The organism is Streptomyces sp. NBC_00250, assembly GCF_036192275.1.
Lineage (GTDB): Bacteria > Actinomycetota > Actinomycetes > Streptomycetales > Streptomycetaceae > Streptomyces.
Window position 1 is genome coordinate 3,311,837 of the sequence record NZ_CP108088.1, and the last position, 16,717, is coordinate 3,328,553.

Here is a 16,717-nt window from a genome sequence, read left to right on the forward strand (position 1 = left end):
GCCCTGCGCGGCACGGCAGTCTGGGTTTTGGAGGGGCGCGTATGTCTGATCTTCCCCGGAAGGCGGTCACCCGGACCGCCAAGTTGGCCGCGTTGCCGCTCGGCTTCGCGGGCCGGGCCACTTGGGGCCTGGGCAAGCGGATCGGCGGGAGATCGGCGGAACTCGTCGCCCGCGAGTTGCAGCAGCGCACGGCCGAGCAGTTGTTCAAGGTGCTCGGCGAGCTCAAGGGCGGGGCGATGAAGCTCGGGCAGGCGCTGTCCGTCTTCGAGTCGGCCCTTCCCGAGGAGGTGGCCGGGCCCTACCGCGCGGCGCTGACGAAGCTTCAGGACGCCGCACCGCCGATGCCGACCCGGACGGTGCACGCCGTCCTGGAGGAGCGGCTGGGCGCGGAGTGGCGGGAGCTGTTCCTGGAGTTCGAGGACAAGCCGGCGGCGGCCGCCTCGATCGGGCAGGTGCACCGGGCCGTGTGGCACGACGGGCGCGAGGTCGCGGTGAAGGTGCAGTACCCGGGCGCCGGGGAGGCCCTGCTCTCCGACCTGACACAGCTGAGCCGCTTCGCCCGGCTGCTCGGTCCGCTGGTTCCGGGGATGGACATCAAGCCGCTGATCACCGAGATGCGGGACCGGGTCTCGGAGGAGCTGGACTACGCGCTGGAGGCGGCGGCCCAGCAGAAGCACGCGGAGGAGTTCGCCGACGACCCCGATGTGCTGGTCCCGGCGGTGGTGCACCGCGCGGAGCAGGTCCTGGTTACCGAGTGGATGGACGGCATCCCGCTCGCGGAGGTGATCGCGGACGGCACGGAGGAGCAGCGGGACCGGGCGGGCCAGCTTCTGGCCCGCTTCCTCTTCTCGGGCCCCGCGCGCACGGGTCTGCTGCACGCCGATCCGCACCCGGGGAACTTCCGGCTGCTGCCCGGCCCCGACGAGGACGGGGGGCCGGAGGGCTGGCGGCTCGGGGTGCTCGACTTCGGCACCGTGGACCGGCTGCCCGGCGGGCTGCCGGAGACGATCGGCACCTGTCTGCGGATGACGCTCGCCGGTGAGGCCGAGACCGTCTACGAGTTGCTGCGGGCGGACGGCTTCGTCAAGGAGTCCGTGGCACTCGACCCGGACGCAGTCCTGGAGTACCTGCTGCCGATCATCGAGCCGGCGGAGGCGGAGTCCTTCCTCTTCACCCGCGGCTGGATGCGTACCCAGGCGGCCCGCATCGCCGACCCCCGCTCCCCCGCCCACCAGCTGGGCAAGCAGCTCAACCTGCCGCCCGCGTACCTGCTGATACACCGGGTGACGCTGAGCACGATCGGGGTCCTGTGCCAGCTGAACGCGACGGTGCGCCTGCGGGCCGAACTGGAGGAATGGCTGCCGGGCTTCCTGGAACCGGCAGACGAGACCCCCTAGGAAGGCGGGCTCACCACCAGGAGGAGTCGAGGCGGCCCTCGATCGCACGGATGTTGGCGCGGGCGCAGTCCTCGCAGAAGTAGGTGCGCCGGCCGTTCTCCACCGAACAGGTCCAGGTCAGCGGCAGGGTGTCGGCCGTCTTGCCGCAGCGCGCGCAGACGAGGGGCCCCTCGGGGGTACGGGCGTCGTTCACCCTCGTGACGATAACCCGACGAAGGGCCGGGGGCCCGACAACGCACCGCGGGGGCCGGTCCGTTCGGACCGGCCCCCGCGGGGGCGCCCCTGAGGGCGCGGGTTCGATCAGTGCATGACGGCCATGGCCAGCGCGCGGCGGGCGCGCAGCGAGACGCGCTCGGCGCGGCGCTGCATGCGTCGGGCGGCGACCAGGCGCACGGCCTGGCGTTCCGCGTCGACCTCACGCAGTCGCTCGTGCATATGAGCACGGGCCAGGGCTTCTGGGGCGAGTTGCATTTCACGGGTCCTGTTCTGACGCGCGGTGGGCGCGGCGGAGGGGAAGAAGACTGGGGTCGCGGAGCCGGCGGGCTCGCTGGCGGAAGAGGTCATCGGGGCCTGCTTCTGGGGATCGTGCGTGAGGGGGCGGTCGATGGTTCCGGTGGCGCTCATGCCGCGACCGGGTTCTTGCGCGGACGGCCACGGGGCCGCTTGCGGGCAACGACCACGCCCTGGACGAAGAGCTCTCCGCCCCAGACGCCCCACGGCTCGCGCCGCTCCTTGGCGCCGGCCAGACAGGCGGCCACGAGCGGGCAGCTCTGGCAGAGGGACTTCGCGTACTCGACGTCGGCCGGGGACTCCGCGAAGAAGACCTCGGGGTCGTAGGCGCGACAGGGGACGGGAACGCCCAGGTTCTCGATGGCGTCGTCGAGCGCGGTGAGCGTGGTGAGGGGGGTCAAAGCGGGGTCCTCCGTGAGGCCGGGCAGGGGGATCGATTCGGAAGGCGGTACGGACGGGGCGTGCGCTTCGAGTTGCACGGTGGTCTTTCCTCGTCTGGTCGTTCCGGCCTGTTGACCGGGGTTTCGGCTGGTACCGGGTGTGTCTGTCCCGAGGCGCCTTCGTGTCGTCGTCCTCGTTCGGAGACAAACAAAAGGGCCGCGGATCCCGGGTGGGGTTCCGCGGCCCTGAAGGCGCCGGTCTGATCATGGATCAGACTGGATCACTCCAGGGTTCGAGCCCACGGAAGGCCCACATCTTGTGGTCGTGCGTCGTCGTCTGCTGCTGGGTGCCGGCACCGGTCGCCGCAAAGCCATAGGCCTTGGCCTTGGCTGCTGCTCCTGCTTCCAGTGCCTTGGTCGGTCGCTCATTGCGCAGCTCCACGGCAGGTCGCATGCCGAGACCGGCAAGGCCGGCGACGGACAGACCGGTGCCAATGAACGCCGAGACGGAGAAGCCGAGCGAGCAGGTGGAGGCGACGGAGCGATCGGTCATTTTGACGGTGCTGACGAAGCCGGCAGCGCTGACGGAGCCTGCGGTGCTGGTCTGAATGATGTTGCTGATCACGTGGAATCGCCTCCTCTCGGCGTCTCGGAGGGCTCGGGTGCGAGCCGGACCCTCATATGTATTTGGACAAGTACAGCACAGAGACAGGGCTTCTAAGAAGCCGCTGTTTCCGTGGTTAAGAACCTATGGGGCCTGACGGGGCAGGCGCAAACTATTTTTCCCACGAGTTTTCCTCAGGTCTCGTCGGCTCCCGCCCCGCCCTCCCCACCTGCGCAGATGGCCAGGACGTCGTCCCCGAAGCGGACCAGCTTGCGGGCGCCGACGCCTGAGATCGCGGAGAGCTCCCCGCCGGTGGCGGGGACCCGCTCGGCGATGGCCATCAGCGTCTTGTCGGTGAACACGCAATACGCCGGCTGGCCGAGCTCCCTGGCCTGTTCCGAGCGCCAGTCCCGGAGCCGCTCGTACAGACCCTCGTCCATGTCCGACGGGCAGTCCTCGCAGCGCAGGAGCTTCATGGCGCCGGCCTCGGTGAGGGTCGCCCCGCAGACCCGGCAGAGAACCGGGCCGCGCGGGCCGCGCCGAGCGGCCGCGGCTCCCCGCTCGAAGGAGCCGGACGCGCCCGAGGCGACGGCGCCGAGGGACCCGGAGCCCGGCCTCAGGCCCTTGAGGAAGCGGCTGGGGCGTCGGGAGGCCCGGCCGCCCGGGGAGCGGGAGAGCGCCCAGGAGAGCGCGAGGTGGAGCCGGGCGCGGGTGACGCCGACGTACAGCAGCCGCCGCTCCTCCTCGACCTGCTCGTCGGTCTTGGCGTAGGTGATCGGCATCATGCCCTCGGTGAGGCCGACCAGGAAGACGGCGTCCCATTCGAGGCCCTTGGCCGAGTGCAGCGAGGCGAGGGTGACGCCCTGCACGGTGGGCGCGTGCTGGGCGGCGGCCCGCTCGTCGAGTTCGGCGACCAGGTCGGAGAGGGTGGCTCCGGACTTGGCCCGGGCGAAGTCCTCGGCGAGCCGGACGAGGGCGGCGAGGGACTCCCAGCGGTCGCGGACGGCGCCCGAGCCCGAGGGCGGCTGCGAGGTCCAGCCCTTGGTGGAGAGGACGGCCCTGACCTGGGCGGGCAGGTCGTCCACGTCGTCGAGGAGGGAGTCGTTGCCCCCGGCGCGGGCCGCGCCGCGCAGGGCGATGCCCGCCTCCCGTACCTCCTGGCGCTCGAAGAAGCGCTCGGCGCCGCGGAGCTGGTAGGGCACTCCGGCGTCGGCGAGGGCCTGCTCGTAGACCTCGGACTGGGCGTTGATCCGGTAGAGGACGGCGATCTCGCCGGCCGGGACGCCGGCGGCGATGAGGTCCCGGATGCGGCGGGCGGTGCCCTCGGCCTCGGTCGGCTCGTCCGCGTACTCCGTGTAGACGGGATCGGGGCCGGCGTCGCGCTGGGAGATCAGCTCCAGGCGGTGCTCGGCGGCCCGGCCGCGGGCCTGGCTGAGCAGCCCGTTGGCGAGGTGGACGACCTGGGGGGTGGAGCGGTAGTCGCGGACGAGCTTGACGACCGTGGCGGCGGGGTGACGGGTGCGGAAGTTCAGCAGGTGGTCCGGGGTGGCACCGGTGAAGGAGTAGATCGTCTGGCTGGCGTCGCCGACCACGCACAGGTTGTCGCGGTCGCCGAGCCACAGGTCGAGCAGCCGCTGCTGGAGCGGGGAGACGTCCTGGTACTCGTCCACCACGAAGTGCTGGTACTGGCTGCGGATCTGGTCGGCGATGTCGTGCCGGTCCTGGAGGATGCCGACGGTGAGCAGCAGCACGTCCTCGAAGTCGATCACCGAGCGGTCGCGCTTCAGCTGCTCGTACATGGCGTAGATCTGGCTGATTTCCGCCGGGTCGCGGGGGGCGTCCCGGTGGGACTTGGCGACGACGGCCGGGTAGTCGGCGGGGACGGTCTGGGTGACCTTGGCCCACTCGATCTCGCCGGTGACGTCCCTGAGCTCGTTGCGGTCGAGCCGGACCCGGCAGCGGGCGGCGGCGTCGGCGACGAGCTGGATCTTCCGCTCCAGCAGCCGGGGCAGATCGCCACCGACGGCTTTCGGCCAGAAGAACTGGAGCTGGCGGAGGGCCGCGGAGTGGAACGTACGGGCCTGGACACCGCCCGCGCCGAGCTGCCGGAGCCGGCCGCGCATCTCGCCCGCGGCGCGGTTGGTGAAGGTGACGGCGAGCACACTGGCGGGCTGGAGTCTGCCCGACCGCACGCCGTACGCGATGCGGTGGGTGATCGCCCGCGTCTTGCCCGTGCCGGCGCCCGCCAGCACGCACACCGGGCCGGTCAGGGCCAGGGCGACCTCGCGCTGCTCGGGGTCGAGCCCGTCGAGCACCGCGTCGGCCGTCTCCGGGACCTGCGGGAAGAGAGTGGAGTGCGTTGCTGCTGTCACCCCCCAATGCTGCCAGGTCCGCCGAGCTTGCCGCGGAGGCTTGTCCACAGGGGGCGTCCGCGGTCATACGAATTCCGGGAATGGGCGGACCAGGGCGTACGTTCTTCTTCTCGGCACCCGTCAGCGAACGAAGAGGAGCGCCTCGCCATGCAGGGCACTGTGACGATGTACAGCACCACGTGGTGCGGCTACTGCCGTCGGCTGAAGAGCCAGATGGACCGCGAGGGCATCGCGTACACCGAGATCAACATCGAACAGGACCCCGATTCGGCGGCGTTCGTCGAGAAGGCCAACGGCGGCAACCAGACCGTACCCACCGTCCTCTTCCCGAACGGCTCGACCCTGACGAACCCGAGCCTCGCCCAGGTGAAGCAGGCGCTCGGCGTCTGAGTCGCCCGGCACGTGAAGAACCCCCGACCGGTACGGAGCGGTCGGGGGTTCTTCGTCTGCGCGCGGGACGTGTCGTACGTCTCAGATCACGTCGCCCGGCTTGGGGAGCGGCTTGCCGTACCAGCGCTCGATCAGGCGGGAGGCGATCGAGATGCCGTACGGGGGCAGCACCTCGCCCGACTCGAAGGCGGCGGCCAGGTCCTCGCGGGAGAACCAGCGGGCCTCGTGGATCTCCTCGCCGTCCACGTTTATCTCCGAGGAGGTGGCGCGGGCGAAGAAGCCCAGCATCAGGCTGGACGGGAAGGGCCAGGGCTGGCTGGCGATGTACTCGACCTCGCCGACCGTGACACCGGCCTCCTCGAAGACCTCGCGGACCACCGACTGCTCGATGGACTCGCCGGGCTCGACGAAACCGGCGAGGGTCGAGAAGCGGCCCTCGGGCCAGTGGACCTGGCGGCCGAGCAGCGCCCGGTCCTCCTCGTCCGTGACCAGCATGATCACCGCGGGGTCGGTGCGCGGGTAGTGCTCGGCGCCGCAGGCCTGGCAGCGGCGGATGTGCCCGGCGGCGGCGATGACCGTGCGCTCACCGCAGCGTGAGCAGAAGCGGTGGAGGCGCTGCCAGTTCTCCAGGGCCACGGCGTGCACCATGAGGCCCGCGTCCCGGTCGGACAGCAGCAGCCCGGCCTCGCGGAGCCCTGCGGGGCGGGCGGACTGGTCCATGCGGCCGGGCAGGGAGTCCTTCTGGAGCGCGAAGTAGGAGACCCCGTCGGCGTCCGTGCCCAGGAAGTAGCGGTGGGTCTCGGTGACCGGGGCCTCGAACGCCGGGGTCATGACGAGTCCGGTGGTGCCGTCCGCCGTGTCGTCGATCAGCACCTGGCCCCCGGAGACCACGAAGACCCGGGTCGTGGGGTGGCTCCAGGCGGCGGCCAGCCACGCCTCGTCGAGGCGGTGGTGCGCGGCGCGGTCGATGCCGCTCGGAGCGGTGAGCGAGATCGGGCGGTCCGCTGACGCGTTCTTCAAGGTGCTCACAGGTGCTTCCAACTCCCCCGGATCGGTGTGTGGGTTCAGCGCGCGGCGGTGTGGAGGGCGGCGGGCAGGTCGCCCCACAGGTGCGCGGTCGTCTCTACGCCCTTCATGAGGAGATCGAGTTCGATCTTCTCGTTGGGGGCGTGCCAGCCGTCGGACGGGACGGAGATGCCGAGGAACAGGACGGGAGCCTCCAGGACGTCCTGGAGGTCGGCGGCCGGTCCCGAGCCGCCCTCGCGCGTGTAGCGGACCTTGGCGCCGTCGAAGGCCCGGCTCATGGCCCCGGCGACCGCCTTGAGGGCGGGGTGGTCGAGGGGGGTGAGGCAGGGGCGGGTCGGGGCGCCGAAGACGATCTCGTACCGGATGCCGGCCGGGACGAGAGGGGCGAGCCAGTCCCGTACCGCCAGCTCGATCTTGGCCGGGTCCTGGCCGGCGACCAGCCGGAACGACAGCTTGAGCTGGGCGGAGGCGGGGACGATCGTCTTGCCGCCGGGGCCCTGGTAGCCGCCGCCGATGCCGTTGACCTCGGCGGTGGGGCGGGCCCAGACCCGCTCCAGGGTGGAGAAGCCGGCCTCGCCGAGGATGCCGTGGGACTTCGCCGTACGCAGCCAGGCGGCCTCGTCGAAGGGCAGCTCGGCGACGAGGGCGCGCTCGGCGTCGGTGAGCTCGGTCACTCCCTCGTAGAAGCCGGGGATCGCCACGCGCTCGTCGGCGTCGTGGAGGGCGGCGACGATCCGGCCCGCGACGGTGGCCGGGTTCGGCACGGCGCCGCCGAAGGAACCGGAGTGGATGTCCTGGTCGGGGCCGTACAGCTCGATCTCGCAGTCGGCGACCCCGCGCATGCCGGTGCAGACGGTGGGGGTGGTCTCGGACCACATGCCGGTGTCGGAGACGATCACGGCATCGGCGGCGAGGCGCTCGGCGTGGGCCTCGACGAGGGCGCGGAAGTGCGGGGAGCCGGACTCCTCCTCCCCCTCGACGATCAGCTTCAGGTTGACGGCGGGCGCGGTGCGGCCGGTGGCGGCGAGATGCGCGCGGACACCGAGGGTGTGGAAGAACACCTGCCCCTTGTCGTCGGCCGCCCCGCGCGCGTACATCCGCCCGTCGATCACGGTCGGCTCGAAGGGGTCGGTGTGCCAGCCGTCCTCGCGGGCGGCGGGCTGGACGTCGTGGTGGCCGTAGACGAGGACCGTCGGGGCGTCGGGGTCGTCGGAGGGCCACTCCGCGAAGACGGCGGGGGCGCCGTCGGTCTCCCAGACCTCGACGGTCGTGAAGCCGGTCCCGGTGAGCTTGGCGGCGAGCCACTCGGCACTGCGCCGTACGTCCCCGGCCCGGTCCGGCTGCGCCGACACGGAGGGGATGCGCAGCCACTCGGCGAGGTCGCCGAGGAAGGCGTCGCGGTGCTGTTCGATGTACGTACGTACGGCGTGGACGGCGCTGTCCGGGGTCTCGCTCATGCCCCCGAGCCTATCCGGCGCCCGGGGGTGCCCCGTCCGGCAGGAGGGCCTCCGCGGTGTCCGGCCGGGGCTCCCCGAGGAGGAGGGCCTCCAGCTCGGCGCGGCCGGGCAGCCGGGCGGGCCTGGCGACCTCGCCGGTCCGCACGTAGACGAAGGCGGCGGCCACGTCCTCCGGCGCGAGGCCGTGCTGCTCGGCCCAGGCCAGCCGGTAGATCGCGAGCTGGAGCGGATCGGCGCTGCGCACCCGGCTGGTCTTCCAGTCGACGATCTCGTACGCGCCGGTCTCCGGGTCCCGGTAGACGGCGTCGATCCGGCCCCGGACGACCCGGCCGCCGAGGGAGAGGTGCACGGGGACCTCGACGCGGTACGGGGTGCGGTGGGCGTACTCGGTACGGGCGAAGGCCTCCTTCAGCTCGTCGAGGTCCCGCTCGTCGAGGATCTCCGGCTCCCCCGCGAAGTCCTCCCCGCCGGGCAGCTCCTCCGGGCCGAGGAACGGCAGCGGCAGCTCCTCGAACCGGGACTCCACCCACGCGTGGAAGCGGGTGCCGCGGCGGGCGGCCGGCTGCGGCGCCTTCGGCATGGGCCGGGCCAGCTCCTGCGCGAAGCCGTCGGGATCGGCGGCGAGGCGGAGGACCTGGGAGGCGGAGAGGTACGCGGGCAGGACGACGTCACGGGTGGTCGCGCGGGTGCGGCGGAGTTCGGCGGTGAGGGCGGTGAGGTCGCGGTCCCAGGAGGCGATGGTTCTCGCGTCTTCGGGGGTGAGCGGCTGGGCCTCCTCGCGGGGGGCCGGGACCGCGTCCGCGTGGGTGTCCTCGGGGAGGTCCTCCTCGTCCCAGACGGGTTCCTGGTCCCAGGCGGGTTCCTCGTCCCAGACGGGTTCCTCGTCCCAGGCGGGGTCCCCGTCCCCGGGCCAGGGGGCTTCTGGGTGCGGGTCCTGGGAGTCGGGCGCCGTGCTGTGGGGGTTGTGCCCACCGTCCCCCGGACGTCGTCCGGGGGTGCCCCCACCGTCCTGCGGAACGTGTGCCCACAGCGCGGCGAGGACATCGTCCGCCGCTTTCCGGCGGCGCTTGAACGACTCCGCGTCCAGCGGGAGCGGCCAGACGTCCTCCCCGTCCGCCTCCGTCAGTGTCGGGTTCTTCGCGTCCTTCTCCGGTTCCTCCGCCCAGGTCTCGATGTCGCCGTGGCCGGCCTCGCAGTGGTCGTACAGGGCCTGGAGGAAGTCCGAGGGGCCGCGGGGCTTCTTCTGGGACGGGCCCCACCAGTGGGCCGAGCCGAGCAGCAGGGAGCGGGGGCGGGTGAAGGTGACGTAGCCGAGGCGGAGTTCCTCGGTGTGCTGGTGGTCCCGCATCTCGTTCTTAAAGGCCGTGAGGGCCTTGGCGTTCCAGGTGTCGACGTCCGGCAGTGTGGCCGCGTCGCCGCGCAGGGCGTGCGGGAGCACCTGGGGCTGGGAGGTCCACGACTCGCGGGCGCGCGCGCTGGGGAACTGGCCGGTGACCAGGCCGGGGACGGCGACGACATCCCATTCGAGGCCCTTGGACTTGTGGGCGGTGAGGACCTTCACGGTGTTCTCGCCGCCCGGCAGGGCGTTGTCGAGGCCCTTCTCGAACTGGACGGCCGTGCGCAGGAAGCCGAGGAACGCGAGCAGGCTCGCCTCGCCGTCCAGGGAGGCGAAGCCGGCGGCGACGTCGAGGAAGTGGCCGAGGGTCTCGCGGCGGCGGGCGGCGAGCGCGTGCGGGGAGGCGGACAGTTCGACTTCGAGGCCGGTCGCCGAGAGCACGCGGTGCAGGACGTCCATGAGGGGGTCGGCGAGCGAGCTGCGCAGGGCGCGCAGTTCGGCGGCGAGGCGCGCGAAGCGGACCCTGGCGTCGGCGGAGAAGGCGAGGCCGTCGTCGGCGGCGCCGCCGGAGTCGAGGAAGGTGTCGAGCGCGTCGGCGAGGGAGACGACCTCGGCCGGGTCGACGCCCTCGACGGCGGCGGCGAGCCGCTGCTCGGGGTCCGGTTCGTCGCCGCCCCGGTGGACGAGGTGGCGGGCGCGGCGGCCGAGGAGGGCGAGGTCCCGGGGGCCGATGCGCCAGCGCGGGCCGGTGAGGAGACGGACCAGGGCGGCGTTGGCCCCGGGGTCCTGGAGGACCTCGCAGACGGCGACGAGGTCGGCGATCTCGGGGAGGTGGAGGAGACCGGAGAGGCCGACGACCTCGACGGGCACGTCACGGGCGACGAGGGCCGCGTGGATGGCGGGGAAGTCGGTGGCCGTGCGGCACAACACGGCGATCTCGCCGGGCTCGCGGCCCGTGCGGACGAGGTGGGCGAGGGAGTCGGCGAGCCAGTCGATCTCCTCGGCGTGGGTGGTGAGGAGGGCGATGCGGACGCTGCCGTCCTGCTCGGCGCCGGGCGCGGGCCGCAGTGCCTCCACGCCCGCGTGCATGGCCCGCAGCGGGGCGGCGAGTCCGTTGGCGAGGTCGAGGAGGCGGCCGCCGCTGCGCCGGTTCTCGGAGAGGGAGTAGCGGTCGGCGGGGCTGCCGTCCCGGTGCGGGAAGTGCTCGGGGAAGTCGTCCAGGTTGGCGACGGAGGCGCCGCGCCAGCCGTAGATGGCCTGGCAGGGGTCGCCGACGGCGGTCACCGCGTGTCCGGTGGCCTGCCCTCCGTCGCCCTGGCCGAAGAGGCCGGAGAGCAGCAGCCGCTGGGCGACGGACGTGTCCTGGTACTCGTCGAGGAGGACGACCCGGAACTCCTCGCGGAGGATCTCGCCGACCTCGGGCCGGGTGGTGGCCAGTTCGGCGGAGCGGGCGATCTGGTCGCCGAAGTCGAGCAGGTCGCGGGAGCGCTTGGCGGCGCGGTAGCGGACGACGAGGTCGAGGAGTTCACGGCGGGCGGTGGCGGCCTCGGGGATCTTGCGCAGTTCGGCGTTGCTGAGTTTGGCCTCGGCGAGGGCGGTGAGCAGCTCGGAGTCGTACACGTGGAGCGTCTCGGGCCGTACGAGGTGCTCGGCGAGCTCGGCGTCGAGGGCGAGCAGGTCCGTGACGAGGGTCGGGAAGGACCGGGTGAGGGCGGGGTACGGTCCCGGCGCCTCGCGCAGGACGCGTGCGGCGAGCTGGTAGCGGGTGGCGTCGGCGAGGAGCCGGGAGGTGGGCTCCAGGCCGATGCGGAGGCCGTGGTCGGTGAGGAGCTGACCGGCGAAGGCGTGGTACGTGGAGATGCGGGGCTCGCCGGGCGGGTCGTCCGGGTCGATGACGTCGGGGTCGGTGACTCCGGCGCGGACGAGGGCGGTGCGGACGCGCTCGGCGAGCTCTCCGGCGGCCTTGTTGGTGAAGGTGAGTCCGAGGACCTGCTCGGGGGCGACCTGGCCCGTGCCGACCAGCCAGACCACCCGGGCGGCCATCACCGTCGTCTTGCCGGAGCCGGCTCCGGCCACGACGACCTGCGGGGCGAGCGGCGCGGTGATGCAGGCCGTCTGCTCCGGGGTGAACGGGATGCCGAGGAGCTCCTTGAGCTGCTCGGGGTCGGTGATGTGTGCGGTCACCTCAAAGAGGCTAACGCGGAGGACCGACAGTCCGGTCCGGTCCGGTCCGGATCCCGCGAGGGATCCTCGTCACGCGGGCGTGCCCCCGTCCAGCTTGGACAGGTCCACGGTCTCGTCGGCGGGCGGGACGACCACGCGGACGGGCTTGTCGTAGTCGGAGAGGACCATCGCGCCGGGTTCCTCGCCGCCTGCCTTGACCATCTTCAGGATGTAGGGCTTGCCCTTCTGGGAGACGGACACGGTGGTGGTCTCGCCTTCGGCCTTCTTCTTCACCAGGGTCGCGACGGGGGTGCCGGCGACCTCGGAGTCGGGGCCCCGGGTCAGTCCACGGCGCTCTTCCTTGTCCTTGTCGAGGTCGGCGAGGAGCGCCTTCAGGTCGCAGACTCCGCTGAGGTCGGCGCTGCCGGCCTGCCCCGGGGCGATCTTCAGCCAGCGGCCCTTGACCAGTTCGACGGTGGCGTCGATCTGCGCGTCGGGCATCCCCTGCGAGGCCATGGAGGCGCGCCAGAAGGCCTCGTCGCCCTTCATGTAGGTGATCTGGTCGATCTTGCGGAGTTCGGCGGTGCCGCCCTCGATCTTCATCACGCCGGTGCACTCGTCGTGGTCGTTCACCGCGAAGTCGATGTCGAGGGGCTGTCCCTCGGTGACGACCCGGCCGGTCATCCGGAGCGAGGTCGCCGACTGCGTCGCGGTGACGGCCCGATCGCCGATCTCGTCGGCGGTGAGGTCCGCGAACGGATCGGGTGACGGCGAGGGCGCCTCGACCGAGGGGGCGGCGGCCGGGACGCCGGTCGTCGCCGCCCAGGCCGCGACGGGCGCGGGACCCGCGACGACGGCGACGGCGCAGACGACGGCCGCGGCGCGGAGCTTTCGGTGGGACGCCATGCGAGCCTCCTCGCGGTTTCCCCGGCCCCTGTCCACCAGGGTCACCCCGCGCAGGCGTGCCCGCTACTCCGCGCCGCGGGCCGTCTCGTCAGTCGACGACCTGGCGGCCCTCCGGCTGGGCGCTGCACGAGGCGCGGAAGGAGCAGGTCGTGCAGTGCTGGCCGGTGCTGGGCGTGAAGCGCTCGTCGAGGACCCGGCCCGCGGCGTTGGCGAGCAGCTCGCCGACCCACTCCCCGGCCGGCGGTTCCTGCGCCTGGATCTTGGGGAGGGCGTCGCCGCCCTCCTTCTGCGGGGCGCCCTGCCGCAGCTGTACGAGTTCGGCGCCGCCCGGCTCCGGCCGCCGCCCGTCGAAGACCTCGTCGAGGGCGCCCTCGCGGACCGCGAGCTGGTAGACGGCGAGCTGCGGGTGGTTCGCGACCTCGTCACGGGTGGGGGCGGACTTGCCGGTCTTGAAGTCGACGACGTACGCGCGGCCGTGCTCGTCGGTCTCGACGCGGTCCATGGAGCCCCGGATGCGGACCTCGTAGGCGCCCGCCTCCAGGGTCACGTCGAAGTCGTGCTCCGAGGCGGCCGGGGTGCGGCCGCCCCGGTCCATGACGTGCCAGCTCAGGAAGCGTTCGAGGGCCACGCGCGCGTTCTGCTTCTCCTGGGCCGACTTCCAGGGGGCGTCGAAGGCGAGGGCGTCCCAGACGGAGTCGAGGCGGGCCATGAGGACGTCGAGGTCGGCGGGGGTACGTCCGGAGGCGACCTCGTCGGCGAGGACGTGGACGACGTTGCCGAAGCCCTGGGCGGCCGTGGCGGGGGCCGCGGCTTTGACCTCGCGGCCCAGGAACCACTGCAGGGAGCAGGTGCCGACCAGGTTCTCCAGGGAGCTCGGCGAGAGGGCGACGGGCCGGTCGCGCTCGCGCAGCGGTTCCGTGCCGCGGGTCGGCTCGAAAAGGCCCCACCAGCGGTCCGGGTGCGCCGCCGGGACCAGCGGCTGGCCGTCCTCGTCGGTGAGCGCGGCGAGCTCGGCGAGGCGGTGGGCGGCGGCGTCGCGGAGCGCGGGCGAGGCTTCCGGGTCGACGGTGGTGGCCCGCAGCTCGGCCACCATCGCGGAGACGGCGAGCGGGCGGCGGGGGCGGCCGGGCACGTCCTTGGGCTCGGCACCCAGCTCGGTGAGGAAACGGGAGGGTTGGTCGCCGTCCTCGGCGGGGGCCTTCACGGCGGTGACGACGAGCCGGTCACGCGCGCGCGTGGCGGCCACGTAGAAGAGCCGGCGCTCCTCGGCGAGGAGGGCGCCGGGGGTGAGGGGCTCGGCGAGGCCGTCACGGCCGATGCGGTCGGCCTCCAGGAGGGAGCCGCGGCGCCGTAGGTCGGGCCAGAGACCTTCCTGGACACCGGCGACGACGACGAGGCTCCACTCCAGGCCCTTGGAACGATGGGCGGTCATGAGGCGGACGGCGTCGGGGCGGGTGTGGCGTCGGGTGAGGGTGTCGGCGGCGATGTCCTGGGCGTCGAGCTCTTCGAGGAAGTTGAGGACACCGCGGCCGCCGACGCGCTCCTCGGCGCGGGCGGCGGTCTCGAAGAGGGCGCAGACGGCGTCGAGGTCACGGTCGGCGTTGCGCCCGGCGGGCCCGCCGCGGAGAGCGGCGCGCTCCAGTCGGCCCGGCCAGGGGGTGCCGCTCCAGAGCACCCAGAGGGCCTCCTCGGCGGTGCCTCCGTCGGCGAGGAGGACCCGGGTCTTGCGGAGGAGGTCGCCCAGGCGGTGGGCCCCGCGGGAGTACGCGGGATCGTGCGCGACCAGGCGCTCGGGCTGGGCGAGGGCGCGGGCGAGCAGGACGTCGGAGGGGGGCGGGACCTTGTTGCCCGCGGCGCGCTCCTCGTCGCGGAGGGCGCGGCCCAGGCGACGGAGGTCGGCGGGGTCCACCCCTGCGAGGGGTGAGGCGAGGAGTTCGAGCGCGGTCTCGACGGTGAGCCATCCGGTGGCGGCGTCGGGGTCCCTCGGTTCGGGGTCGGGTGCGGCGCCGTCGTCGGTCGTGCCCGCCCCTTCCGCTCCGGCGGAACGGGCGCCCACGACCGAGGCCACGGCACGCAGCGCCAGCAGCAGGGGGGCCACCGCCGGCTCGTGCCTCAGCGGGGTGTCCGCCGCGTCCGTTTCCACCGGGACTCCCGCCGAGGTGAGGGCGCGGCGGAGGGACGGGAGGGAGGCGGCGGCTCGGGTGAGGACGGCCATGTCCTGCCAGGGGACGCCGTCCTCCAGGTGTGCGCGGCGCAGCAGGTCGGCGATGTTCTCGGCCTCCGCGGAGGCCGTGGGGTACGTGTACGCCTCCGCCCGGCCCCCGTCCCGCACCGGTGTGAGGTCCCGGTGGGCGCGGACCTTGTCGGCGGGGAGGCGGGGCATCGGCATCCGCTGGGCGAGCGTTCGGGTCGCGCCGAGCAGTTCGGCGCCCGAGCGGCGCGCGGTGCGCAGGACGCGTACGTCGGCGCCGCCGAAGGTCGCGGGGAAGTCGAGGATGCCGTTCACGTCGGCGCCCCGGAAGGCGTAGATGGACTGGTCGGGGTCGCCGAAGGCGACGACCGTGCGGCGGCCGCCGCCCCCGAGGGCGTGGAGCAGCCGGACCTGCGCCGGGTCGGTGTCCTGGTACTCGTCGACGTAGATCGCGTCGTACGCGGGCAGGCTGACGTCCTCGGCGAGGAGCACGGCCCGGTGGACGAGCTCCGTGTAGTCGAGGACGCCCTGGAGGTCGAGGACGTCGAGGTACTCGGCGAGGAAGCCGGCCGCCGCCTTCCAGTCGGGCCGGCCGACCCGCTGCGCGAAGTCGGCGAGGGCTTCGGGTCCGAGGCCCAGTTCACGGGAGCGCGCGAGGACGGCCCGTACCTCGTCGGCGAAGCCGCGGGTGGTGAGGCAGGCGCGCAGTTCGTCGGGCCAGCGGATGCTCCCGAGGCCGTCCTTCTCCAGGTCGATGTGGCCGGCGAGGAGCTCGCGTACGGCGAGGTCCTGCTCGGGTCCGGAGAGCAGCCGCAGCGGTTCGGCGAAGAGTTCGGCGTCCTGGTGGGCGCGGATCAGGGCGTAGCAGTACGAGTGGAAGGTGGTGGCCTGCGGCGGGCGGCGGCCGCCGAGCCGGGCGGCCATGCGGTCGCGGAGTTCGACGGCGGCCTTGCGGCTGAAGGTGAGGACGAGGAGCCGTTCGGGGTCGGCGCCGTTCTCCATCCGGGCGGCGACGGCCTCGACCAGGGTCGTCGTCTTGCCGGTGCCGGGTCCGGCGAGGACGAGAAGAGGTCCGCCGCCGTGGTCAACCACTTCCCGTTGGGTTGCGTCCAGCTGAGGGGGATCCAACGGGGCCGGCGTGGTACGCACCAGTCGGTACGCGCCCGGGGTCCGCTGCCGTCCCGAACCCGGGTACGGCTGTCCCTGGTGCGGCGGCGTACGCCGGGTGGTCGAGGAGGTACTCACGTGGGTCGCCGGTCCTGGTGGGAGTGGTGGTGCGGGTGAGGCGGCCGTCCGCCGTGGCCGGCCGGCGGGCTCTCCGGCCCGCGGTCGCCTCGGGAGACGCGAACGTCGACGTTACGCGAAACGGCCCGTCGCCGAGCCGTACTCCGTACCCCGTTCCGTCCCGTGTGCGCCCCGCCCGCCGCCGCCCGTGCCTCGACCGGCCGGTGTGTCCTCGGCCGACGTCCTCAGGTGTGAGTTCCGTCCCAGCGCGCCCGCCGCATGTCGATCTTCGGCACGTGTCCCTCGGCCGCGCGGCCCGCCTCGCGGAGCGGGGTGCCCTCCTCGCGGTAGTGGTCGAGGGCCCTCAGCTCGTGCCCGGGGAGCAGGGTGCCGTCCGCGCGGACCACTCGCCACCAGGGGGCCGTCCCGCCGTACAGGGCCATCACCCGGCCGACCTGACGCGGGCCGCCCTCGCCCAGCCATTCGGCGACGTCGCCATAGGTCATCACCCGGCCGGGCGGGATTCCGTCGGCGACGTCGAGCACCCGCTCCGCGTACTCGGGCAGTTCTCCGGTCTCCCCCACGGGCACCTCCATGCTCATCCGCCCCATCCTGCCTCACCCCACCGACATGGCCCTGATGCCTCCGCGCGGCGGCTCTTCGTGCCACCATCGTGCGGGCGGTGACTGGTGATACGAGATCAAGAGCGACAAATACACGAACAAGACCACGGCCGAGAGCAAGGCCTGGAGCCAGAGCAA

13 protein-coding genes are annotated in these 16,717 nt (G+C 73.1%); 2 read left to right on the forward strand and 11 right to left on the reverse strand.

The annotated features are described in order from the left end of the window. Positions 1–41: 41 nt before the first annotated feature. Complete coding sequence (locus OG259_RS14670; protein WP_328942671.1) at positions 42–1,397, forward strand: ABC1 kinase family protein; 1,356 nt, start codon at positions 42–44, stop codon at positions 1,395–1,397. A 10-nt stretch (positions 1,398–1,407) separates the two neighbouring features. Here the strand turns inward: OG259_RS14670 and OG259_RS14675 are convergent, their stop codons facing one another. The 5 genes from OG259_RS14675 to OG259_RS14695 form a co-directional block, all read right to left on the reverse strand. Beyond that, entirely contained in the window at positions 1,408–1,590 is a 183-nt protein-coding gene (locus OG259_RS14675) for a hypothetical protein (protein WP_328942672.1), read from the reverse strand. Between the two features lie 107 nt (positions 1,591–1,697). Further along, on the reverse strand, positions 1,698–2,021 hold the full coding sequence (locus tag OG259_RS14680) for a hypothetical protein (protein WP_328942673.1): 324 nt from the start codon (positions 2,019–2,021) through the stop codon (positions 1,698–1,700). Next, entirely contained in the window at positions 2,018–2,386 is a 369-nt protein-coding gene (locus OG259_RS14685) for a WhiB family transcriptional regulator (protein ID WP_328942674.1), read from the reverse strand. The genes OG259_RS14680 and OG259_RS14685 overlap by 4 nt, the downstream gene beginning before the upstream one ends. Positions 2,387–2,558: 172 nt before the next feature. Next, positions 2,559–2,912: a hypothetical protein gene (locus tag OG259_RS14690; RefSeq protein WP_328942675.1), complete on the reverse strand. Its 354-nt coding sequence runs from the start codon at positions 2,910–2,912 to the stop codon at positions 2,559–2,561. A gap of 173 nt (positions 2,913–3,085) precedes the next feature. After that, entirely contained in the window at positions 3,086–5,263 is a 2,178-nt protein-coding gene (locus OG259_RS14695; RefSeq protein ID WP_328942676.1) for an ATP-dependent DNA helicase UvrD2, read from the reverse strand. Between the two features lie 147 nt (positions 5,264–5,410). On the opposite strand from OG259_RS14695, the gene OG259_RS14700 reads away from it, so the two are divergent. After that, on the forward strand, positions 5,411–5,653 hold the full coding sequence (locus tag OG259_RS14700; protein ID WP_189835709.1) for a mycoredoxin: 243 nt from the start codon (positions 5,411–5,413) through the stop codon (positions 5,651–5,653). An 81-nt stretch (positions 5,654–5,734) separates the two neighbouring features. Here the strand turns inward: OG259_RS14700 and nudC are convergent, their stop codons facing one another. The 6 genes from nudC to OG259_RS14730 all read right to left on the reverse strand — a co-directional run bounded on the left by nudC (position 5,735) and on the right by OG259_RS14730 (position 16,567). Further along, entirely contained in the window at positions 5,735–6,682 is a 948-nt protein-coding gene (nudC, locus tag OG259_RS14705) for an NAD(+) diphosphatase (protein ID WP_328942677.1), read from the reverse strand. A 35-nt stretch (positions 6,683–6,717) separates the two neighbouring features. After that, entirely contained in the window at positions 6,718–8,136 is a 1,419-nt protein-coding gene (locus OG259_RS14710) for a dipeptidase (protein WP_328942678.1), read from the reverse strand. Positions 8,137–8,146: 10 nt separating this feature from the next. Continuing rightward, positions 8,147–11,656 carry an ATP-dependent helicase gene (locus OG259_RS14715; protein ID WP_328942679.1) on the reverse strand — a complete coding sequence of 1,170 codons (3,510 nt, stop codon included), beginning with the start codon at positions 11,654–11,656 and terminating at the stop codon, positions 8,147–8,149. Between the two features lie 69 nt (positions 11,657–11,725). After that, positions 11,726–12,541 carry a hypothetical protein gene (locus tag OG259_RS14720; protein ID WP_328942680.1) on the reverse strand — a complete coding sequence of 272 codons (816 nt, stop codon included), beginning with the start codon at positions 12,539–12,541 and terminating at the stop codon, positions 11,726–11,728. 88 nt (positions 12,542–12,629) lie between these two features. Continuing rightward, positions 12,630–15,977 carry an ATP-dependent helicase gene (locus OG259_RS14725; RefSeq protein WP_328942681.1) on the reverse strand — a complete coding sequence of 1,116 codons (3,348 nt, stop codon included), beginning with the start codon at positions 15,975–15,977 and terminating at the stop codon, positions 12,630–12,632. Positions 15,978–16,201: 224 nt separating this feature from the next. Further along, positions 16,202–16,567 carry an MGMT family protein gene (locus OG259_RS14730; RefSeq protein ID WP_328942682.1) on the reverse strand — a complete coding sequence of 122 codons (366 nt, stop codon included), beginning with the start codon at positions 16,565–16,567 and terminating at the stop codon, positions 16,202–16,204. Positions 16,568–16,717: the final 150 nt, after the last annotated feature.